The organism is Paraburkholderia sp. GAS206C, assembly GCF_050435645.1.
Taxonomy (GTDB): domain Bacteria; phylum Pseudomonadota; class Gammaproteobacteria; order Burkholderiales; family Burkholderiaceae; genus Paraburkholderia; species Paraburkholderia phenazinium_B.
The window spans coordinates 249,039-268,340 of sequence record NZ_JBNDKR010000007.1; the positions used below are offsets into that span (position 1 = coordinate 249,039).

At 61.5% G+C, this 19,302-nt stretch carries 22 protein-coding genes; 14 read left to right on the forward strand and 8 right to left on the reverse strand.

Annotated features, from left to right (window positions below; translation table 11 throughout):
• Positions 1-34: 34 nt before the first annotated feature.
• Positions 35-1,264, forward strand: coding sequence for a tyrosine-type recombinase/integrase (locus tag P3T20_RS20845; RefSeq protein WP_074262992.1), 1,230 nt, complete (start codon positions 35-37; stop codon positions 1,262-1,264).
• A 563-nt stretch (positions 1,265-1,827) separates the two neighbouring features.
• On the forward strand, positions 1,828-1,953 hold the full coding sequence (locus tag P3T20_RS20850; RefSeq protein ID WP_302050848.1) for a hypothetical protein: 126 nt from the start codon (positions 1,828-1,830) through the stop codon (positions 1,951-1,953).
• A 39-nt stretch (positions 1,954-1,992) separates the two neighbouring features.
• Here the strand turns inward: P3T20_RS20850 and P3T20_RS20855 are convergent, their stop codons facing one another.
• Positions 1,993-2,151, reverse strand: coding sequence for a hypothetical protein (locus P3T20_RS20855; RefSeq protein ID WP_167379365.1), 159 nt, complete (start codon positions 2,149-2,151; stop codon positions 1,993-1,995).
• A gap of 217 nt (positions 2,152-2,368) precedes the next feature.
• Between P3T20_RS20855 and P3T20_RS20860 the strand changes: the two genes are divergently transcribed.
• Positions 2,369-2,536, forward strand: coding sequence for a hypothetical protein (locus P3T20_RS20860; RefSeq protein ID WP_167379364.1), 168 nt, complete (start codon positions 2,369-2,371; stop codon positions 2,534-2,536).
• A 66-nt stretch (positions 2,537-2,602) separates the two neighbouring features.
• Here the strand turns inward: P3T20_RS20860 and P3T20_RS20865 are convergent, their stop codons facing one another.
• Positions 2,603-2,803, reverse strand: coding sequence for a hypothetical protein (locus P3T20_RS20865; protein ID WP_074262991.1), 201 nt, complete (start codon positions 2,801-2,803; stop codon positions 2,603-2,605).
• A 200-nt stretch (positions 2,804-3,003) separates the two neighbouring features.
• Here P3T20_RS20865 and P3T20_RS20870 point away from each other — a divergent pair, with 200 nt between their 5' ends.
• Complete coding sequence (locus P3T20_RS20870; RefSeq protein WP_429287678.1) at positions 3,004-3,435, forward strand: HIT family protein; 432 nt, start codon at positions 3,004-3,006, stop codon at positions 3,433-3,435.
• Between the two features lie 114 nt (positions 3,436-3,549).
• Here P3T20_RS20870 and P3T20_RS20875 read toward each other — a convergent pair whose 3' ends face one another.
• Complete coding sequence (locus P3T20_RS20875) at positions 3,550-3,714, reverse strand: hypothetical protein (protein WP_167379356.1); 165 nt, start codon at positions 3,712-3,714, stop codon at positions 3,550-3,552.
• 319 nt (positions 3,715-4,033) lie between these two features.
• On the opposite strand from P3T20_RS20875, the gene speG reads away from it, so the two are divergent.
• Positions 4,034-4,576, forward strand: a complete 543-nt coding sequence (speG, locus tag P3T20_RS20880; protein ID WP_429287679.1) for a spermidine N1-acetyltransferase — start codon at positions 4,034-4,036, stop codon at positions 4,574-4,576.
• Between the two features lie 115 nt (positions 4,577-4,691).
• Here the strand turns inward: speG and P3T20_RS20885 are convergent, their stop codons facing one another.
• Positions 4,692-5,336 (reverse strand): LysE family translocator, encoded by a 645-nt coding sequence (locus tag P3T20_RS20885; protein ID WP_429287680.1) that lies wholly within the window; start codon positions 5,334-5,336, stop codon positions 4,692-4,694.
• A 501-nt stretch (positions 5,337-5,837) separates the two neighbouring features.
• Between P3T20_RS20885 and sap1 the strand changes: the two genes are divergently transcribed.
• The 3 genes from sap1 to P3T20_RS20900 all read left to right on the forward strand — a co-directional run bounded on the left by sap1 (position 5,838) and on the right by P3T20_RS20900 (position 8,290).
• Positions 5,838-6,179: a surface attachment protein Sap1 gene (gene sap1, locus P3T20_RS20890; protein ID WP_429287681.1), complete on the forward strand. Its 342-nt coding sequence runs from the start codon at positions 5,838-5,840 to the stop codon at positions 6,177-6,179.
• Between the two features lie 339 nt (positions 6,180-6,518).
• Positions 6,519-7,496: a LysR family transcriptional regulator gene (locus tag P3T20_RS20895; RefSeq protein WP_429287682.1), complete on the forward strand. Its 978-nt coding sequence runs from the start codon at positions 6,519-6,521 to the stop codon at positions 7,494-7,496.
• 239 nt (positions 7,497-7,735) lie between these two features.
• Positions 7,736-8,290, forward strand: coding sequence for a YaeQ family protein (locus tag P3T20_RS20900; protein WP_074262985.1), 555 nt, complete (start codon positions 7,736-7,738; stop codon positions 8,288-8,290).
• Positions 8,291-8,319: 29 nt separating this feature from the next.
• Here P3T20_RS20900 and P3T20_RS20905 read toward each other — a convergent pair whose 3' ends face one another.
• Positions 8,320-8,733, reverse strand: a complete 414-nt coding sequence (locus P3T20_RS20905) for a VOC family protein (RefSeq protein ID WP_074262984.1) — start codon at positions 8,731-8,733, stop codon at positions 8,320-8,322.
• A 396-nt stretch (positions 8,734-9,129) separates the two neighbouring features.
• Between P3T20_RS20905 and ada the strand changes: the two genes are divergently transcribed.
• The 4 genes from ada (at position 9,130) to P3T20_RS20925 (ending at position 13,772) form a co-directional block, all read left to right on the forward strand.
• Positions 9,130-10,344 (forward strand): bifunctional DNA-binding transcriptional regulator/O6-methylguanine-DNA methyltransferase Ada, encoded by a 1,215-nt coding sequence (ada, locus tag P3T20_RS20910; protein ID WP_429287683.1) that lies wholly within the window; start codon positions 9,130-9,132, stop codon positions 10,342-10,344.
• Positions 10,341-11,258 (forward strand): DNA-3-methyladenine glycosylase family protein, encoded by a 918-nt coding sequence (locus P3T20_RS20915; protein WP_429287684.1) that lies wholly within the window; start codon positions 10,341-10,343, stop codon positions 11,256-11,258. The genes ada and P3T20_RS20915 overlap by 4 nt, the downstream gene beginning before the upstream one ends.
• A 250-nt stretch (positions 11,259-11,508) precedes the next feature.
• Positions 11,509-13,125 (forward strand): glutamate--cysteine ligase, encoded by a 1,617-nt coding sequence (gshA, locus tag P3T20_RS20920; RefSeq protein WP_429287685.1) that lies wholly within the window; start codon positions 11,509-11,511, stop codon positions 13,123-13,125.
• 149 nt (positions 13,126-13,274) lie between these two features.
• On the forward strand, positions 13,275-13,772 hold the full coding sequence (locus P3T20_RS20925; protein WP_429287686.1) for a hypothetical protein: 498 nt from the start codon (positions 13,275-13,277) through the stop codon (positions 13,770-13,772).
• Between the two features lie 52 nt (positions 13,773-13,824).
• Here P3T20_RS20925 and P3T20_RS20930 read toward each other — a convergent pair whose 3' ends face one another.
• Positions 13,825-15,387 carry a DHA2 family efflux MFS transporter permease subunit gene (locus P3T20_RS20930; protein WP_429287687.1) on the reverse strand — a complete coding sequence of 521 codons (1,563 nt, stop codon included), beginning with the start codon at positions 15,385-15,387 and terminating at the stop codon, positions 13,825-13,827.
• Between the two features lie 214 nt (positions 15,388-15,601).
• Positions 15,602-16,123: a MarR family winged helix-turn-helix transcriptional regulator gene (locus tag P3T20_RS20935; RefSeq protein WP_074262980.1), complete on the reverse strand. Its 522-nt coding sequence runs from the start codon at positions 16,121-16,123 to the stop codon at positions 15,602-15,604.
• Positions 16,124-16,381: 258 nt separating this feature from the next.
• Here P3T20_RS20935 and P3T20_RS20940 point away from each other — a divergent pair, with 258 nt between their 5' ends.
• Together P3T20_RS20940 and P3T20_RS20945 are read left to right on the forward strand one after the other, a co-directional pair.
• Positions 16,382-16,639: a hypothetical protein gene (locus P3T20_RS20940; protein ID WP_429287824.1), complete on the forward strand. Its 258-nt coding sequence runs from the start codon at positions 16,382-16,384 to the stop codon at positions 16,637-16,639.
• A 208-nt stretch (positions 16,640-16,847) separates the two neighbouring features.
• The gene (locus P3T20_RS20945) at positions 16,848-18,383 is read left to right on the forward strand and encodes an efflux transporter outer membrane subunit (RefSeq protein ID WP_429287688.1); all 1,536 of its coding nucleotides are present in this window, start codon (positions 16,848-16,850) and stop codon (positions 18,381-18,383) included.
• Between the two features lie 133 nt (positions 18,384-18,516).
• On the opposite strand, the gene P3T20_RS20950 is transcribed toward P3T20_RS20945, so the two are convergent.
• Entirely contained in the window at positions 18,517-19,296 is a 780-nt protein-coding gene (locus P3T20_RS20950; protein ID WP_074262977.1) for a type II secretion system protein N, read from the reverse strand.
• Positions 19,297-19,302 lie beyond the last annotated feature (6 nt).

Genomic DNA, 19,302 nt, shown 5'->3' on the forward strand with positions numbered 1-19,302 from the left:
CGACGCACTGTGTACCAAAGAAAACGATCCAGGCATGCCCAAAATCGTCCCTCCCCTCAGCGAAACGCAGATCCGCGCGATGGAGCCCCGCGCAACCCGCTACTCCGTCGCTGACGGCAATGGCCTCGTGCTCGAGGTCATGCCGACCGGCAACAAGGTCTGGCGCTTTCGCTATACGCTCGACGGCAAACGGCAGCCGCTGACCACCATTGGCGACTATCGGCGAATTTCGCTTCGAGTCGCGCGCGAACGGGCGCGCAAATACGCCGAGATGGTCGCGGCCGGCGTATCGCCGGCGGCAACCGCCCGCCGCGACCGCGGCGCCGAGAAACGCGTCGACCTTCTACGCGACGCGGCCGAGCTGTATATGTCGGCGGCCATGGCGAGCAAGTCCGACGAATATCAGCGCACCACACGACGCGCGCTCGATAAAGACGTGCTGCGGGCAATCGGCAGCAAGCCGATCGGCGCAGTGACCTCTGAGGACGTCCTCGCGATTTGCGAACGGATCAAGTTGCGCGGGTCGCCCAAAATGGCCCTGCATACGCGCAACGTGATCAGGCGGCTCTACGAATTCCTGATTGCCCGGCAACTCGCCACCCACAATCCTGCGACAACTGTTCCCGCGCGCTTCATCGCCACACCGGACAGCCGAACGCGCGTGCTCACCGCCGAGGAACTCGGCACGACATTGCGCGCGATCGATGCTTCGCGCGTCCGTCGGCCACTGAAGCTCGCTTTGCACCTTCTCGTACTGACGATGGTCCGCAAGTCCGAACTGATTGAAGCGACCTGGGCCGAGTTCGATCTGAAAGCGTCCCTGTGGAAAATTCCCGCCGCCCGAATGAAAAATGCCCGCGCACATGAAGTGTATTTGCCGCGCCAGGCGGTGGCGATGCTGCGCGAACTACGCGAAACGAAAAGCAGCCGAACCTTCGTGTTCCCCACCGTCAGAGGTGACGATCGCCCCATCGCAAAAAGTACCCTCAATCAGGCGGTGAAAGCGCTCGGACTCGATGTTGAGCATTTCGTTTTGCACGATTTCCGGCGTACCGCGGAAGCCCATTTGCTCGCGATGGATCAACCCGCAGATGTCATCGCGAGAGCGCTCGCACGCGCTTCAAAAGAGGCTGCGAACGAGCCGACGCGCGCGGACGACGCGGCCAACCAGCGCAACGTATTGCAACGATGGGCGGATTTCGTAGAAGCGCAGATCGCAGACGAGCCACAGAGTGAGAGCAATCGATCCCGGGCCGCCTCTTAGGCATTGGCCACCTTACGCTGCGCCAGGAGTGAGCGGTTCACTCGGGCTACGCTGCGGCCCAGGTTGGTACACAGTACATGCCATATATCCGTCAAACTCAATTCAGATAAGCATTTTTGTCGAATTCACTAGGTTATATTTTAGGTAAAAAAATACTCCGACAACCAACGCCCGACGGTTAGCGAACCCTTCCCGCAAGGAAGACCCCCCTCAACTCCGCAACACGCGAACCCAATGACGCCAGAATGACACCTCTCCGCTTTCATCGGACATTTCGCAGTGCACACCTTCGCGCAAACGTTAGCGGTCCAGATCAATTCGTCTGACGCCATCCTGGCGGGCATGTGCGAGTGATCGACCGCGGATGCAGTCCGAATCCGACAAATCTCAGACCTCTGCGGCGCTTCGGCCACATCCTCTTTTGCAATGGCTTAGAGTCCCTACCGTGCGTGATCCCCCGCGCATGTAGTACCGTTTTTTGGCCGCCGATTTGGCGGCCTTTTTGTTGGTGCCCCAGGAACGCCTAAACTGCAAGCAAGGTTACGTGCTTGAGGGAGGCATCCATGACCGAGTCAATGCTGGCCATTTCGATGGCGACCATTCTCATCGTGTTCGGCACCGCGATACGCGCGACTCACATCAACCGCGATCGGCTTATCAGGTGGTTTGAGAAGCACAATATCCGCTGATGCGTGATGACGCTCGCGGTCATCGCTCCCCATCGCGCATCAGTGCCGCGAGCGCGTGAAGTCGTGCAGACGATGCCCGTGCATGCTGCGGATCAGACGCTGTCGAAGGTGTTCACGCCGGTAGTGCGCGACGACGAATAACGATGCGATCAACAGCACCGAGAAACCCAGCGCGACGCCCATCATGGTCTCGTCCATGGCCACCTCGTATCGGTATGCCCCCGATACTTATCTTAGGTCGCGGCTGACGCTTTTAACAGGCGAGCGTCCAATTACCAGGACATTGATCCGGACCCACTGACCGCGCCAATCGGCACCGTTGAATCCAGGCGTTTAAAGCAACGCTTTCGCTCGCGAATCGCCTAAAATACAGCCATTCTCTGTAGTTGCGGTCACGACCTCGACGGAGGGTCCTATGACTGAATCGGTGATGGCTTATTTGCTCGGACCACTGGTCATGGCCGTGGTGGGCATAGCATTGTGGGTTTCTTCGCATCACCGTCGCGACGGCGGCGATCGTGGAGAGCGCCGGCAACGCTGGCTGGACACGCATCACGTGGACTGGATGCGTCATCGGCATTGACGCCGTGCGTAATCGGGCAGCAAACGGGCCCGTTACGTGAAACTACGCGTTGAGCCTCAAGCGGGCTTATTCGCGGCTGAGTACCCGTAACACGTCGCGGGCGAAGTCTTCGCCTGCCCGCTCCCAGTCGGGCGAACCAACCACAAAATCGACCGGATTTCTTTTGCCCTGAGCCTTACGAATTGCCGCGATGCTCAGCGCGAGTGCCCGCGCCTCGAGATACTGCGGATGCCCAGGCCCGAATGGGATGGATTGTTCGTCGTTCATAGCCAGGATGTCGGCCTGTTCCGCGCAAACTTTAGTACGCGTGACGCGAATTTCTGATATTCCCCGTAGATCGGTCCTACTAATGCGGCGTTGCCCTCGTCCGCGCTTGCCCTAACGCACGCTCACGCTTGCGCCCGGCCACGACTCGAATCATGATGCGGCAGTGAAAAAGACCCCTGCACGCCACTTCGAGGAACGCCATGAAGTACGACGAGACAAACCCCTTCGCAAGGATTTTGCGCGGCGAGCTACCGTGCATCAAGGTTGCCGAGAGTGACGCCACGCTGGCCTTCATGGACCTGATGCCGCAGGCAGATGGCCATGTGCTGGTGGTGCCGAAAGAAGGCGCGTCCGAGATATTCGAGCTCTCCGATGCGGCGACCGTTGAATGCATACGCATGACGCAGCGGATCGCCATCGCGGTTAGAAAGGCGCTCAAGCCAGATGGCGTGTTTATCGGGCAATTCAACGGTGCGGCAGCCGGCCAGACCGTCGCGCATGTGCATTTTCACGTCATCCCACGTTGGGAAGGTGTGCCATTACGCTTGCACGCTCGTGAGGTAGCGCCGCAAGCCACGTTAGAGGGGTTCGCGCAGCGTATCCGTGCCCAGTTCGTCAGTGGGAGCAACTGAGGCCATACGCGCGGTTATAGAACGCTGCGGCCGTCGCGAGCCATAGGAGGCCTACGCGGACTGCAGCGCTTAGCGAGGACCGCTGCCGACGTTCACGAAGAACTCAGAACGGCATCAATTGCGATGCAACAAACTGCGCAACGGATGGTGCCAGTCGATATGCCGCGGGTGGTCCCTCTGCGCGCGCTGGCGATGCTCCTGCCACAGTTCATCGGAGAACAGGAACGCGACTATCAGCAGCGGCACGATCAGAAACGCGCCTAGTACCAGGTGCTCCATCACAGCTCTCCTTTCGCCCATCCGTAATTGCATTGTAGGCGCACTTCTCGTGCCCAGCGTGCGCCGGCGCACTCACGGACACCTGTCCGCCGGTTGCGACAAACGGACGCCCTGCTCCTGCAAAACCCGCGCCACGCCTTGTCCCGCGAACGTCAGGCTGCAACTGTTCACACGGCACTTCAAGAACTCCCAAGACGCACACGGGACTAACCCTGGCTCGCTGGAATTCGCTGGCCGCACAGGTATCGCAGTTGTTTTCTTCCCGTCACGGTCAATCCGGCGCAATCTAAAACCAATAACTCCCAAGGGGGGATCTCACATGACTATCGAACGCGATGCCATGCTCACGTTAAGGCCGCTCGAGCGTCACGATCTGCGCTTCGTCCATGAAGTGAACAACAACGCCAAGATCATGCGTTACTGGTTCGAAGAACCCTATGAAACGTTCTCGGAGCTTTCGCAGCTCTATGACCAGCACGTGCACGATCAGCGCGAACGGCGCTTCGTCGCCATCGATAACGACGGTGAAACGGTCGGCCTCGCGGAATTGATCGAACTCGACTACATTCACCGGCGCGGCGAATTCCAGATCATCATTGCCCCGCAGGCACAGGGCCGTGGCCATGCAACGGTTGCGACCCGGCTTGCCATTGACTACGCGTTTTCAGTGCTGAATCTGCGCAAGATCTATCTGATCGTCGACAAGTCGAACGCTGCCGCAATTCACGTGTACGAGAAATGCGGCTTCCGGCACGAAGCCGAATTGATCGAGGAGTTTTTCGGCAACGGGAAGTACCACAATGCGTTGCGCATGTGCATGTTCCAGCACGAGTTCTTCGCAGCGAATCCGCGCCGTGACTGACCGCGATGGTCACGCGCCCGTGGTTGAGCGAAGTAGCTAACGTGATGCAACTGAACGCGGTTCGCTTGCCGCGTCCAGCGATCTCGCGCCGCCGCGCCAAATCGTTACCGAGCCATCACGCGCTCGCTTTCTTCCATGTGGCGGCGAAAATTCCCGCCCCGATCAACAGGCTTCCCCCAACGCGGTTTACGACGCGCTGCACGCGCGCGCTGCGGATCGCCCGTCGGGCGACCGAGGCAAGCATTGCATAGCAAAGCGCGTTGAACGTACCGAGCAGCACGAACGTCGCTTCAAAAGCGATGATCTGCGAGGTTGCCGCTACATGGGGATCGATGAACTGCGGCACGAATGCGACAAAGAAAATGATGCTCTTGGGATTGAGCGCCGTCACCGCAAAGGCATGCGCAAAAATGCGGCTGGAGCGGGTCTCGACGATATTCGCGGCGTCTGTCACATCAGACGCCTCCATATCGCGCGTCGGGGAGCGCCACAACTTGATGCCAAGGTAGATCAGATAAGCCGCGCCAACCCATTTCAACGCCGTAAACAGGGCCGCGGACGCAGCGAGAATCACGCCCAGGCCCAGCATGGATGCGGTCATCGACGTCAGGTCACCGAGCGCGACGCCAGCGGTTGTCACGAGCGCAAAACGGCGGCCATGTCCCAGCGCATACGAAACAACGAGCAGTACCGTCGGGCCTGGGATCGCGACGAGGATTGCCGAAGCAATCGCAAAGGGCAGCCAGTGGGCAAGCGTCATGGGAGGATCTCCGAAAGTTGTCGGCTGATTTATCCATGAACTTTCGGCGAGTGCAAGCGACTTTTCGCCAGGCAATCTTCATCACACCCGACATCGCCACGACAGACCTGGCACTCTTTTTGTCCTGCAATTAAACCGATACTTGTCTCATTTTCAATTATCTGGTGAATGACTTTGTGTGCGGCGCATCAAGCGGCCGGATTTTTCGTATTAAGACGCTTAATTATCGATGCTGGTTTACTCGTATATACCCCGCGGAGCATTGCCAGTTAAAGCCAGGCGCGTTCGGCGACATTGAGGAATCCATGACGAAGCCTGCCTTTTTCATCATTTAGGACGTCGCATTATCCTGCGATAACCGGTGCGGCAATTCGCCACTGTTGCAAGCGCACACAAGATGTGCTTGCTGCTGGCTCAGGTTCTTCTAAAGTGCAAGATGCGGGTATGACCTAGAAGTTAAATACATAGCTAACCTGAGTAATAACCCGCACGGAGGCAAATATGAAATCGAAAGTCGCTCTTCTTTTCGCCGTAACGGGATTGCTGGCCGCATCATCGGTGCAGGCCCAGGACGCGATGGTCAAGCCGCAGCAAACCATCCAGTTCAAAGCGAATGCTTATGGCTGCCTGTCGAAGGATAAACTCGACGCCGCCGATCAGCACGCGCAGGCTGGCGAACAGCAGCAAATGCAGGAATTCTTCTCTGGCTATCAGTGCATCTCGACACCGGAGAATTCGAGTTTCCGCGTTGTGCGCGTCGTCGGACATGACGTGGAATTCGTCAATTCGGGCAATAGCGATACGGAAGGCCTCTGGGCTAACGATCGATTCATCAAGCAGTAAAGACTGTACCGCCAGGTTATAAAGCCTGGGCAGGCTGCTGCAATTCACGGCCCTTAAAAGGGGCCGTGTGGTGAGTTCGCGGAATTAAAGACACATTACGTCGTCCGTCGACGTAAATGGAAACGGCTAGGCACCGCGCCTGGCCGTTTTGTTTTTCTCCGCTCGCAGTGACCGATGTCGATCCGCATTGTGATCGATTCGCTTCATGCGCAAAACACCCACGTCGGTGAGCATAGCGTTTCATAGCGCTTTCCAGCATTCCGAATATCAATTCCGGTATGGCATGATCAAAGCCGCCGCATCAGGCAGACGGCTTTCGGCCACGCTATCGGGATAAACATGACACGCAGTCATTCGAACTGGTTTGTGCGCGGGCGACTCAAAACCCGGCAGCTGATGTTGCTGGCCGCAATGGAAGAGGAGGGCAACGTACGGCGCGCCGCCGATTCGCTCGGCATCACCCAGCCCGCCGCGTCGCGCCTTCTGAAGGAGCTGGAGGACATGCTGGGTGTCAGCCTGTTCGACCGCACCCCACACGGTATGCTCGCCACGATGTATGGCGAGGTGATGATCCGGCACGCGCGCATGGTGTTGTCAAACCTGAGTCACGCGCATGATGAAATATCGGCCTTGCGTGCTGGATTGACCGGCCAGGTGCGTATCGGCGTGATCGCCGCGGCCGCAGCGACGATGGTGCCACGCGCTATCGCAAGCGTGAAAGAGCTTTACCCCCAGTTGCAGATCTGGCTGCAGGTCGAAACGTCCGACGTGATGCTCGAGCGGGTTGCAGAGGGCGAGCTCGACATCATGATTGGCCGGGTGCTCGAACGGCAGAATCCGCTCAAGACTGAGGTGCGCTACGAGCCGCTCGCCGATGAACCGCTTTGCGTCGTCGCGCGGACCGGCCATCCTCTCGAAAATGAGACAGGTTTGACGCTGCGCGATGTTGTGAACGCAAGCTGGGTGCTGCATCCGCCTGGTAGCGTGCTGCGCCACCGTTTTGACCTGATGTTTTCGCAGATTGGACTCAATCCGCCACAAGACGTGGTCAATACGAACAATTTCCTGGCCATTTCGAGCCTGCTATTGCAAGGCGACATGCTGGCTGTCCTGCCGGACGAAGTGGCGCGTCAATACCAACAGTACGGCATGTTGCAACGGATGCCGGTGGATTTACCGTGCAGAATGGATACGTTCGGTATCATCACGCGCCAGTCGCAATTGCTGTCGCCGGCGGCGTCCGTGGTGCTGGAAGCCTTGCGCACAGCGGCCGCTGACGTGTATGGTGCGGCCTTCGACCCCACGGTGGCATGCTAAATGCTCCGCAATGGCTGAAAAAAGCAGCCATTGCAGGCGTTCTCGTGCATGATCCGTCCTCGCCACCCCACGGCTGCAGTCCAGCCGGCGACGTTTCGCTGCCAGCTTTTTCTGGCACCACGTGCCGGCCCCGCAGCCCTGTGGAGGAGCGAGCGATGTACAAACAAAACGGTAGGCGGCAGCGAGCCGCCGATGATTCCTTTTCTGTGAGGTCCGCAAGCGCGGGCTCCTGGTGTGGCATGGCTCTGAAATCGACGATTTATAAGGCGGAACTGCAGATTGCCGACATGGATCGGCACTACTACGCCGATCACGCGCTGACTATTGCGCGCCATCCGTCGGAAACCGACGAACGCATGATGGTGCGCGTGGCGGCGTTCGCGCTGTTTGCACAGGAACGCCTCGAGTTCTGCAAAGGCCTGTCGGACATCGACGAGCCCGATCTCTGGCAAAAGGATCTGACCGGCGCAATCGAGACCTGGATCGAAGTCGGCCAGCCAGACGAGCGGCGCATCGCCAAGGCGAGCGGCCGCTCCAACGAGGTGGTGGTAATCGCCTACGGTGGCCGCACTTCCGAGATCTGGTGGCAGGGGGTGCGCAACAAGGTGGACCGGCTGCGCAATGTCACGGTCTGGACGCTCGGAGAAGAAGTCGGCGCCGCGCTCGGCAAGCTGGCCGAACGCACCATGCGCCTGCAGTGCACGGTGCAGGACGGCGCGGCCTGGCTCGGCAGCGCGGATTCAGATCCGGTGCCGATTGAATGGACTGTGTTGAAAGCGCCGGCGAACGCTTAAGAAGGGCGCGGTCAATCAGGCGCGCCCGGTCAGGCAGCACCCTCGGGCGGTCCCTTCAGTTCGACCATATTGCCTTCCGGATCGAACAGATATAGCGACGGTCCGAAACCATCGGCGCCATATCGCACGCCCAGTTCGCCGATACGTACGCCGCGCTCACTCAGATACGCCTTCAGCGCCTCGCCGTCGAACTTTTCCACGCGCAGGCATAGGTGATCCATATTTCGACCTTCACCCGGCGTGCCGCTATCGGGCCGGTCAATCGTGGCGCCGACCGTCAGCAGATCGATCAGCGAACGTCCCGCCCGCAACTGGATCAGCCCAATATCGCGCTGTTCTTTTTCGACGCTGCAACCGAGCACGTCGCAGTAGAAGCGGGTGACGGTCTCGGGATCAGCGACCCGAATGACGACGTGGTCGATCTCGCGAATGTGAATCTTCATGAAAAACGCCCCTTGGCCGGTTCTCTAGCAATCAGTTCGAGTGTAGGAGAAAGGCGGCCTGCTGGGCGTATGCCCTTGTAATGCAGGAGCGGCGAAATACGGGGCCGAATCAGCTGATGACAGGCAAAAAAAAGCCCGCTCTCAGGGAGCAGGCTGAATCCATATCAGGAGGAGACATGGAGGAGACAAGGCCTACTATACACACGGGGTTGGTGCGACGCAATAACTTTTTAAGGGAAAACCCGATAGGGTGGCGTTTTGTCGCAACACATGCGGAACCGGTCCCAAAACCCCATCGCCACAAGGCCCGCGCAATGACAGAGCAAGAACCGGAGCGTAGTCTGACGCCATGCAAACTAAATTGGTGACCATCGAAACTGTCTCTTCGAGGACATCATGAACCACACCGTGACATCTGCCTGGACTACCGCCGCTGAACGCTGGGACGCCGTGACCCAGCGCGACCCGCACGCCGACGGCGCCTTCTTCTACGGCGTCAAAACCACCGGCGTGTTCTGCCGCCCATCGTGCGCGTCGCGCCAGCCGCGTCGTGAAAACGTCGATTTCTTCATTACGACAGACGCCGCACGCGCCGCCGGCTATCGCGATTGCAAGCGCTGTCAGCCAGGCCGTCTGCCGCGCGAACTTGAGATCGTCAACCGCGCGTGCGCCGCGCTCGACGCCGATCCGCAACAGCGCCTCACGCTCACGCAGTTAAGCGATGCCGTGCACGTCAGCCCGTTTCATTTGCAGCGGCTCTTCAAGCGCGTGGTCGGGGTGTCGCCGCGGCAGTATCAGGCGGCCCAGCGCGGCGCCGCGCTCCGCGATGCGCTCCAGCGCGGCACGGACGTGACGCGCGCCACCGTCGACGCCGGTTTCGGGTCGCCGTCTCGTATGTACGAAAGCGCGCCGGGAGAGCTGGGCATGGCGCCGTCGGCTTACCGCCGCAAAGGGGCGGGCTTGACCGTGCATTACGCCAGCGCGCCAACGTCGCTCGGATTCGTGCTGGTTGCCGCCACTGCCAAAGGTATCTGCAAGATCGGCTTCGGCGACGACCCCATCGCGCTTGCCAGCGAACTGCGCGGCGAGTTCGCCAACGCGGAACTGGTCGAGGATGCGGAGCGGCTCGCACCGTTCATCGCGCAAGTCGACGCCTATCTGCATGGCACGCGTCAGCGCTTCGATCTGCCGCTCGACATCGCCGCGACCGCGTTCCGCCAGCGCGTCTGGGACGCGCTGCGGCGCATTCCCTATGGCGAGACGCGCAGTTATTCGGACATCGCCGAGGCGGTCGGTTCGCCGCGCGCGGTGCGGGCCGTGGCAAGCGCCTGCGCGTCGAACCCGGTCGCGCTGGCGATTCCGTGCCATCGGGTCGTGCAAAAGGGCGGGGCGCTCGCTGGTTATCGCTGGGGACTGCCCCGCAAGGCTGCGCTGCTGGATGCCGAGGCTCTGCATGCGGGCGTGGGTGAAGGTGTCGAAACAGGCGTCGGGGCGGCCATGAAAGCGAAGGCAACCCCGACAGCAAACGCAAGCGCAACCAGCACCGCCGCAGGCAAACGCAAAGCCAAGCCCACCGCCGCTGTCACCCCCAATCTGGACCACGCCGCGTGAGCACTGCCACCGACCTCGTCATCCTCGAGCTGCCCTTCAAGGCACCCTTCGACTGGCCGCGCATCCTGCGATTCTTCAATGGACGCGCTACTCCCGGCGTCGAAGCGGTCGAGGACGGCGCGTACCGTCGCGCCATCGATTGGGCCGGCGACAGCGGCACGCTAACCGTCCGTCCCCACCCGCGCAAACGATGTCTGGTCGCCACCATCGAAGGTCCTGCCGGCCAGCACGCGGAGGCGTTGGGTGCACCGATTGCCCGGATGTTCGACCTGCACGCCGATCCAAAGGCGATCGCCGCGCATTTCGCCTCCGATCCGTGGCTCTCGCCTCTGATTGAAGCCGCGCCCGGCTTGCGCGTACCTGGCGCATGGTCGGCGTTCGAACTGGTGGTGCGCGCGATCGTCGGGCAACAGGTGAGTGTGAAGGCGGCCACGACGATCATCGGCCGGCTGGTGCAGCGCGCAGGTCTTCGTATCGAAGACCATCCGCACGAGCGCACCGCGTGGCGCTTTCCGACGCCGGCCGCCCTCGCCGCCGCGGACATGGCGCAGATCGGCATGCCGGGCAAGCGCGTGGCGGCGCTGCAAGGCTTTGCCGCAGCGGTAGCAAGCGGCGCGGTGCCGCTCGACAGTCATGCTGTCGACACCGCCACCTTACGCGCCGCGCTGCTGGCCTTACCCGGTATCGGGCCGTGGACCGTCGAATACGTGGCGATGCGCGCCTGGCGCGACGCCGACGCCTGGCCCGCCTGGGACCTGGTGCTGATGCAATCCATCGCGGCACGCGATCCGGCTCTGGTGCGGCCCACCCAGCAACGGCTTCGTACCGACGCATGGCGGCCCTGGCGCGCATACGCAGCCATGCATCTGTGGAATGAAGTGGCGGACCGCGCGGGCGCGGCGCGCGGTGGCTAGCGCCACGCAAAGCAGGCGAGTGGGGCAAGCGCGCATCGCGCGTGGGCTTTGTGCGGCGTAGAGTGGGCAGGACGACAGCAGCTCGCCGCACCTCGGCGAAAGCCGCTCAGGAGGCGCTCGAAGGGGCCTCAAGCAGGCCTGGTGACGAGATGTTAAAGTGCCCGCTACTGAAAATTCCGCCGGACGTTGTCGACCACACATAGCCTCACGTGAGCGGCGCATGGCGGCCGACAACGTCCGACTCGCATCAATGCCAAAGACAACACCTTCTCGCCCGACCGACCTGCTTTCGCACCGCCTGGCCTTGCTGGCTGCCGGCCCGCAGCGGGACGCGCTGACGACCGGCCTGCGTGGCATCGAAAGGGAAGCCCTGCGCGTCACGCACGACGGCCAGCTCGCCATGACGCCGCATCCGCGCGCGCTCGGCTCGGCGCTCACCCATCCGTCTCTGACCACTGATTACTCGGAAGCGCTGATCGAACTGATTACACCGGCAGAGCACGACGCCGCGATCACGCTCGAGAAGCTCGATGAGCTGCACCGTTTCGTCTACGCAAAGCTCGATGGCGAGATCCTGTGGAACAACTCGATGCCGGGCCTGTTGCCCGCCACTGACGACGGCATCCCGATCGCACAGTACGGTGCGTCGAACATCGGCAAGCTGAAGTACGTGTACCGGGTGGGCCTTGCGTTGCGCTACGGCCGTACGATGCAGACCATTGCCGGAATCCACTACAACTATTCGCTGAACGAAGAAGTGTGGCGCCTGCTGCACGCCGAACAGCAATCCACGGCGAGCGCGGTGGACTACCAGTCCGACCGTTATCTCGCGATGATCCGCAATTTCCGTCGCACCAACTGGCTGCTGATGTATCTGTTCGGCGCGTCGCCCGTGCTTGACCGGCGCTTTTTGCGCGATCGCAAACATACGCTGGAGACGTTCGACGCCGACACGCTGTATCGCCCGTATGCCACCAGCTTGCGGATGAGCGATCTCGGCTACTCGAACACCACCGCCCAGGCGGCGCTGCGCGCCGACTACGACACGCTGCCAGGCTACCTCGACGCGTTGGCAAAGGCGGTCAGCCAACCGTATCCACCGTACGAGAAAATCGGCACGCAGCGCGACGGCGAGTGGGTGCAGATCAACACCAACGTGTTGCAGATCGAAAACGAGTTTTACTCGACGATCCGCCCCAAACGCATCACGTATCCGGGCGAGCGTCCGCTGCACGCGCTTGCCGCGCGCGGCGTGCAATACGTCGAAGTGCGCTGCATGGATATCGATCCGTTCGAACCGACTGGCATTGCGCTCGAAACCGCGCGCTTTCTCGATGCCTACCTGCTGGTCTGCGCACTCGACGATAGTCCTTCGCTGCCTGCAGACGCTTACTGCGAAGCCAACCAGAACTTCGGGCGCATCACGATGGAAGGGCGCAAGCCCGGCCTCGAACTGACGCGCGACGGTCAGCAGGTCGCGATGCACGCATGGGCCGACCAACTGTTCGCGAAGATCGAGATCGCAGCGAAGGCGCTGGACGCGCTACACGGGAGCGATGCGCACGCACGTGCACTCGCCGCGCAGCGCGCGAAGCTCGCTGATGCGTCGCTAACGCCTTCCGCGCGCGTGTTGCAAACACTGCGCGACAGGAAACAGAGCTTCCTCGAGTTCGGTCTTGAACAAAGCGAAGCGCACGCGGCGTATTTCCGCTCGCGGCCGCTTGATGCGAAGGTCGAGAAAGCGTTCGGCGAGCTGGCCGTGAAGTCTTTGGAAGAGCAGGCGAAACTCGAGCGCGAAGAGGTCGGATCTTTCGACGCGTTCGTGGCGGCGTATCGCGCGTATACGTTGAATCGCTTTAGCGTTTGAGTTTGAGCCACGCGCACGCGCGAACGTATTCGCGCTCGTACGGACGAATGAAACGCCACCCGATTGCACGGGTCCAACCCTTACACTGAATGACAATCGGCGCGCGCTACGCGCATCCGGTCGTCTACACGCAGGGAGGAAGCAACGCGATGAAGAAAGCTCTGTTGGCAACATTGTGTGTTCTGGCCGCAGGCTGCACGACGCGCGGGCAGGTGAATCCCGACGTCATGCAGATCGCCACCACGCCGCTCACCTGTTCGAATACAAGCGAATGCAGCGTCTGGTGGCAACGCGCCCAGAGCTGGGTGAGCAGCCATTCCGCCTACAAGATCGAAGCCGCCACCGATTCGCTGATCCAGACCGCCGGCCCCGATGGCGGCAAACGCGCGCTCGCATATCAGATCACGAGGACGTCGAACAACGACGGCACCGCCACCATCGGCTTCGCGGCACATTGCGACAGCTCGTTGGGCTGCAAGCCGAATCCGTGGGAAGCGGGCGCCGATTTCAAGGAGTTCGTGAGAAGTGGAGCGCCGGTCACCGTGCCACCGCAAGGCACCGGTGTGGCCACGCCGGCCAGTCAGCCGCTGGAGTCCGCGCCTGCGCAATCGGTGAGCACGCCGGGAGACGTGCCTGTGTCGCAGTAGGCAAACGGCGCCGCCCCGGCCGACGGCGCCGTTCAAAGCCGTTCAATGGCGCTCAATGCCCCAGCGAAGGACCCGCGCCCTTGCGCGGCTTCGTAATCCACACCAGCCCGGCTAGCACGATGAAGGCGGCGCACGAGATGCGGAAGAAATCGTTGGTGGCCATCATGTACGCCTGCTGCGTCACGATCTGATTCAATTGCGCAGATAAGCCTTGGCCGGCAAAGCCGAGGCTCGTGAGTGAATCGCTATAGGTGGTCGTATTCGGAGCGTAGGTACTTACCGATTCCGTCAGGATCGCGTGATGGTAGATCGTGTCGTTTTCCCAGTACGTTGTGCTAACCGCGGTGCCGATTGCGCCCGACAAGGTACGGAAGAAATTCGACAGGCCCGAGGCGCTCGCCAGACGCTCATCGGACACGCTCGATAGCGTGATCGTGGTCATCGGCACGAAGAAACAGGCGACACCAATACCTTGCACCAGCCGCGGCAAGATCACGTGACTGAACGGCACGTCGAGCGTGAAGGTCGAGTTCCAGAACGAGACGAACGCGAATACGACAAACGCGAAGCTCGCTACCATCCGCAGATTGAGACGGTGCATGTTGCGGCCGATCATTGGCGATAGCACGAGCGCCAGCAAGCCGACCGGCGCGGTGGCCAGACCTGCGATGCCTGCTGTGTAGCCCATCACCGTCTGCAACCAGAGCGGGAAGATCACCACCGAACCGAAGAACGCCATGAAACCGAACGAGATGATCAGCACGCCGAGCGCGAAGTTGCGGTCCTTGAAGAGCGACAGGTCGATCACCGGCTCCTTCTCGGTCGTCTCCCAGACCAGCATGAAGGCAATCGAAATCACCGCAATGATCGCCAGCGCCACAATGAAGGTGGAGTTGAACCAGTCGCGGTCCTTGCCGAGGTCGAGCATCATCTGTAAGCACGACACACCGGTCACCAGCAGAGCGAGGCCTACTGCATCAATACGCTGCTTCGTCGTTTTCGTCTCACGGCCGCGCAGCAGCACGAACGCGCACGCCGCCGAAAACAGGCCAATCGGCACGTTGATGTAGAAGATCCACGGCCACGTATAGTTATCGGTGATCCAGCCGCCCATCACCGGCCCGAAGATCGGGGCGACGATCACGGTCATCGCCCACAGGCCGAGCGCGAGGCCGCGCTTCTCCGGTGGATACGAGCGCATCAGGATGGTCTGCGAGAGCGGCACCATTGGTCCCGAGACCAGTCCCTGAAGCAGCCGGAAGGCGATCAGCGATTCAAAGTTCTGCGCAAAGCCGCACAAGGCCGAAGCGATCGAGAACAGCAGCACCGAGAGCGTGAACAGGCGCACCTCGCCCACCCGACGCGCGAGCCAACCGGTCAACGGCACCGCGATCGCCGAGGCGACCGAATACGATGAAATCACCCAGGTGCCCTGGCTGGTGGCGACGCCCAGACTACCGGAGATGGTCGGAACAGCGACGTTGGCGATCGAGGTATCGAGCACTTCCATGAACGTGCCGAGCGCGAGACCAAGAGTGAGCAACGCCAGGGTGCCGCCAGCTAGCGGCGCCGGTTCAGCGGCGGGTGCGGCAACTGCGGGAGCCGTAGCGGCCATGGTCGAATCTCCTGTCGATCGAAGTTGGCGCTTTTGCGCTTACTCCGATCCCATGCAAAGCTGCCGGGGACAAAAAGCTTGACTCAGCATGCATATTTCACCGCCATACGCGGTGCCATAGATGTTTTGTCACTTTCTGCCCAGACAGATACCTGCTTAAACATCGACGCGTGAAAAAACGCGTCTCGTGGCTACATCGTGGCTTCTTGCCCGGCTACTTGCTGTCTTCCGGCGACGGTGAATTGCCTGCTCCAGGGCAGGCCATGAATCCGTCATCGGTCCCGCTCCCCGAGCCGTTTTTGATCAGACGGCCGAGCAACGTCGTCAGCGTCGCAATATCTTCAGCGGTAAAACCTTGCAACTGTTCGTTCAGCACCGCGGCACCCAAACGCGGCAACTGCCGGGCGACTTCCCGACCTTGCGGCGTGAGTTCGAGCTTGACCATGCGGCGGTCGGCATCGCTGCGCGTGCGGACGATAAAGCCTTTCTTTTCAAGGCGATCAAGCATGCGCGTCATCGAACCGCTGTCGTACGACATGGCGCGCGACAGCTCATACGGCGTATGGGCCCGCTCGCACGACAGCATCAGGATCACACCGATCTGCTGCGCGGTAAGGCCCAACGGCTTAACCGCCCGATCCATCCGTTCGACCAGCACATTGCGCGCTTTCGACAGGTAATAGCCAAGACTCGATTCGAGGTGAATCTCGTCCGCGTTATAGGGACCGTCGGTCATCGAAAACTCGCTTTGGAAACATCAGGAAGCAGACCGGATTTTAGCTGCCTAAGCAGACAAGTCAATCTGAAAATTCGCTTCGTCATGCGGGTGAAAAAACAACACGGCATGCTGACGTGCAGCAAAGTATCTTGAAATTTAATTGCATAGTCAATATTATTACAGGCAACGAGTTACGCGCGATTCGCGCCACCCGAGACCATGTTCTGACCGCTTTGCCGCGCACCCTACCTTGGCGGTGCGCAGAGGATCCCCGTCATGCTGTACCTGAAAAACACCCTGAGCGGCCTGAGCCGCTCGCTTCACGACTCCGCAGTGCAGAGCTTTCAAGGCCCGTACCGCTGGTGGAAACTCGCGCTCTACGTGGTGATGTTCGTGCTGCCGGGGGGATCGCTCGGGGTGTTGTTCTTTGCGTGGATCGACCGTCGCCGCAACGGCCACCCGGCCCAGCCGGCCAAACAGTCGCCGACGCTGCCAGGCCTCACGGGCGCACAGCCCTGCCGTAACGGCACGTAACCGTCTCCGCAGGACCGGTTACACACCCACCGCGCGTCGCGCATTACTCTTTCAATTTTCTGCGTCATCGGCATCGCGTACGCTACCATTCCGGATCGTCGCGATGTCCCGTCTCGCTTTGTCATCCGGGCATTCCGCCCGCCGACCTTCCCGGGATCCCGTTGTCACTCAGGAACGCGCCTCGGCCGAATCGACAGGAATTGATTGCATGCAGTTTGACCGAAGCTCGCACGCGCGGGCCGTTGCTCCGCGCGCCCTGACTCTCGCAGTTGCCGCTGCGCTCGCCGCGCTGGTGACAGGCTGCGCGGTGGGCCCCGACTATAAGACGCCCACCACCGACGTGCCCGCATCCTATAAGGAAGCGGCGCCAGGCTGGAAGGTTGCGCAACCGTCCGATCAGCACGACCGCGGTCAATGGTGGGCCATCTACGACGACGCGGAACTGAACGCCCTCGAAGACAAGCTGAATACCTCGAACCAGACCGTCGCCCAATATGCCGCCGCTTACCGGCAGGCCCGCGCGCTGGTCGGTGAAGCCCGCGCCGCGTATTTCCCGGTGATCAGCGGCTCGGCCGGCCTGACCCGCTCGGGCAATGGCTCGGCAGCGAGCTCGACCTCGGGGACGCGCTCGAGCGTCAGCAACAGCTACAACCTGTCACTCGACGCGAGCTGGGAGCCGGACCTGTGGGGCAAGGTTAGCCGCACCGTCAGCGCGCAGGAAGCCGGCCAGCAGGGCGCCGCCGCCACGCTCGCCAATGCGCGGCTGTCCGCGCAGGGCACATTGGCGCAGACCTATTTCTCGCTGCGCGAGCTCGATGCAATGCAGAAGCTGCTCGACGACACGGTTGTCGCTTACGAGAAATCGCTCAAGCTCACGCAGAACCAGTACGCACAGGGCGTCGCCGCACGCTCGGACGTGATTCAGGCACAGGCGCAACTGCAATCGGCACAGGCCGCCGCGATCGACAATGGCATCGCCCGTGCTGAAGACGAACACGCGATTGCAGTGCTGGTCGGCCAGCCCGCCTCGACTTTCTCGATTACGCCTGTGCCGCTCACCGCAACGCCGCCGTCCGTGCCCGCGCAGATGCCGTCTGCGCTGCTCGAGCGCCGACCCGACATCGCGGCGGCCGAGCGCGCCGCCAAGGCCGCCAACGAACAGATCGGCGTGGCGATCTCCGCGTTCTTCCCGTCGCTGACGCTATCCGCGAGCGGCGGCTTCGAGAGTTCCGTGCTGTCGCAATTGCTCACCGCGCCAGCGCGCTTCTGGACGCTCGGCCCGCAACTTGCCGGCACGATCTTCGATGGTGGCTTGCGCTCGGCGCAGACCGAAGCGGCCCGCGCCGCCTACGACGAGGACGTGGCGGTCTACCGTCAAACGGTGCTGGCAGCGTTTCAGGACGTCGAGGACAACCTCGCATCGCAGCGCATTCTGGAGCAGGAAATCGGCGTGCAGCAGCAAGCCGTCATTTCGGCCCAGCAAGCGCTGGCTATCGTCACGAACCAGTATAAGTCGGGCACCGTGGCATACCTGAGCGTGCTGACCGCGCAGACCACCGCCTTCACCGCTGAGCAGAAACTGGCCACGCTGTCGGGAGAGCGGATGGTGTCGTCGGTGGGTCTGGTGAAGGCCCTTGGCGGCGGCTGGGATGTATCGCAGATGGCGAGAGAAACCGGCACCGTGGCGCCGCCGGATGCTGCTTCCGCAATCTCAACGCCTTCGACGGCTGTCAGAAGCGACTAGGAAAGCAACCGCGTCGGATTGGCAGCAAACAAACCGCATTTATACAGAAGGGGTATGACCGTCACGCGGCCATACCCCTTTCGCCTTTCTCCACCACGAGCGCCAGTGCCGCACGTAGCGCTCAGTGCCGCGATCAGTGCACGAAGGTCAACGCTACCGTATCCGGACCGCTCGGCCGCCCGAGCAGATTCAGCAGGCCCGCAAGGTTGTCGCGCGCCTCGGGGGCGGCGCTCGCCGTGCCGTTAAACGATGACACACCGCCCCCCACCATGCCGTGACCCTTCAGCGTCAATGGACCCTTAAGCGTCGAGAGATCGATGGTCGAGCTGTTGCCTTGCGCCTGAATCACCACCTGGTACGAACCAAGCGGCTTGACCAGCGACACCCGCGAACTGGCATCGTTCAGCGTAACCGTCAGTTGTCCAAACGCTTCCTGGCCGAAGCTGCGCCAGTCGCTCCACGCAAGCCGCACTTCGCCTTGCAGATCGAGCGTGTTGAACGGTGCGCCGAGGCCCTTGAGCAACGTCGCCGGCACGGCGATCGAACCTTGCGACACCACGGCGCCGCGACGGGTAGCGTCGACGGTGACAGGAACGGGCATCGCTTCGCTTTGCAGCATCGTCATCTGCACACGGCCGGTGAAGAGCGGCCAGAAGGCAGTGTGCCATTCGATCCGGCCCGGAAGAAGCGTCGCCGAGCTGGTATCCGATCCAGCGGCCAGCATCAGCGTGGCCGAACCATTCCAGAGCGAGCCGGCGGGATCGACCAGATTGACGTGACCGCCGCTCGCCTTCGTGAACTGCGGAGTGATCCATGCCGCAGGCAACAGCACCAGCAAAACCGTACCGCTCGACAACACCGCGACCAGCAGCCACGGCAGGGCAGCGCGCAGGCGCCGCATCCAGAAATTCATGCGAGA

What these genes read in the sequence shown, in the direction of transcription:
- P3T20_RS20845 (WP_074262992.1), top strand. Translation starts at nt 35, where the DNA reads ATGCCCAAAATCGTCCCTCCCCTCAGCGAAACGCAGATCCGCGCGATG.
- P3T20_RS20850 (WP_302050848.1), top strand. Translation starts at nt 1,828, where the DNA reads ATGACCGAGTCAATGCTGGCCATTTCGATGGCGACCATTCTCATCGTG.
- P3T20_RS20855 (WP_167379365.1), bottom strand. Translation starts at nt 2,151, where the DNA reads ATGGACGAGACCATGATGGGCGTCGCGCTGGGTTTCTCGGTGCTGTTG.
- P3T20_RS20860 (WP_167379364.1), top strand. Translation starts at nt 2,369, where the DNA reads ATGACTGAATCGGTGATGGCTTATTTGCTCGGACCACTGGTCATGGCC.
- P3T20_RS20865 (WP_074262991.1), bottom strand. Translation starts at nt 2,803, where the DNA reads ATGAACGACGAACAATCCATCCCATTCGGGCCTGGGCATCCGCAGTAT.
- P3T20_RS20870 (WP_429287678.1), top strand. Translation starts at nt 3,004, where the DNA reads ATGAAGTACGACGAGACAAACCCCTTCGCAAGGATTTTGCGCGGCGAG.
- P3T20_RS20875 (WP_167379356.1), bottom strand. Translation starts at nt 3,714, where the DNA reads ATGGAGCACCTGGTACTAGGCGCGTTTCTGATCGTGCCGCTGCTGATA.
- speG (WP_429287679.1), top strand. Translation starts at nt 4,034, where the DNA reads ATGACTATCGAACGCGATGCCATGCTCACGTTAAGGCCGCTCGAGCGT.
- P3T20_RS20885 (WP_429287680.1), bottom strand. Translation starts at nt 5,336, where the DNA reads ATGACGCTTGCCCACTGGCTGCCCTTTGCGATTGCTTCGGCAATCCTC.
- sap1 (WP_429287681.1), top strand. Translation starts at nt 5,838, where the DNA reads ATGAAATCGAAAGTCGCTCTTCTTTTCGCCGTAACGGGATTGCTGGCC.
- P3T20_RS20895 (WP_429287682.1), top strand. Translation starts at nt 6,519, where the DNA reads ATGACACGCAGTCATTCGAACTGGTTTGTGCGCGGGCGACTCAAAACC.
- P3T20_RS20900 (WP_074262985.1), top strand. Translation starts at nt 7,736, where the DNA reads ATGGCTCTGAAATCGACGATTTATAAGGCGGAACTGCAGATTGCCGAC.
- P3T20_RS20905 (WP_074262984.1), bottom strand. Translation starts at nt 8,733, where the DNA reads ATGAAGATTCACATTCGCGAGATCGACCACGTCGTCATTCGGGTCGCT.
- ada (WP_429287683.1), top strand. Translation starts at nt 9,130, where the DNA reads ATGAACCACACCGTGACATCTGCCTGGACTACCGCCGCTGAACGCTGG.
- gshA (WP_429287685.1), top strand. Translation starts at nt 11,509, where the DNA reads ATGCCAAAGACAACACCTTCTCGCCCGACCGACCTGCTTTCGCACCGC.
- P3T20_RS20925 (WP_429287686.1), top strand. Translation starts at nt 13,275, where the DNA reads ATGAAGAAAGCTCTGTTGGCAACATTGTGTGTTCTGGCCGCAGGCTGC.
- P3T20_RS20930 (WP_429287687.1), bottom strand. Translation starts at nt 15,387, where the DNA reads ATGGCCGCTACGGCTCCCGCAGTTGCCGCACCCGCCGCTGAACCGGCG.
- P3T20_RS20935 (WP_074262980.1), bottom strand. Translation starts at nt 16,123, where the DNA reads ATGACCGACGGTCCCTATAACGCGGACGAGATTCACCTCGAATCGAGT.
- P3T20_RS20940 (WP_429287824.1), top strand. Translation starts at nt 16,382, where the DNA reads ATGCTGTACCTGAAAAACACCCTGAGCGGCCTGAGCCGCTCGCTTCAC.
- P3T20_RS20945 (WP_429287688.1), top strand. Translation starts at nt 16,848, where the DNA reads ATGCAGTTTGACCGAAGCTCGCACGCGCGGGCCGTTGCTCCGCGCGCC.
- P3T20_RS20950 (WP_074262977.1), bottom strand. Translation starts at nt 19,296, where the DNA reads ATGAATTTCTGGATGCGGCGCCTGCGCGCTGCCCTGCCGTGGCTGCTG.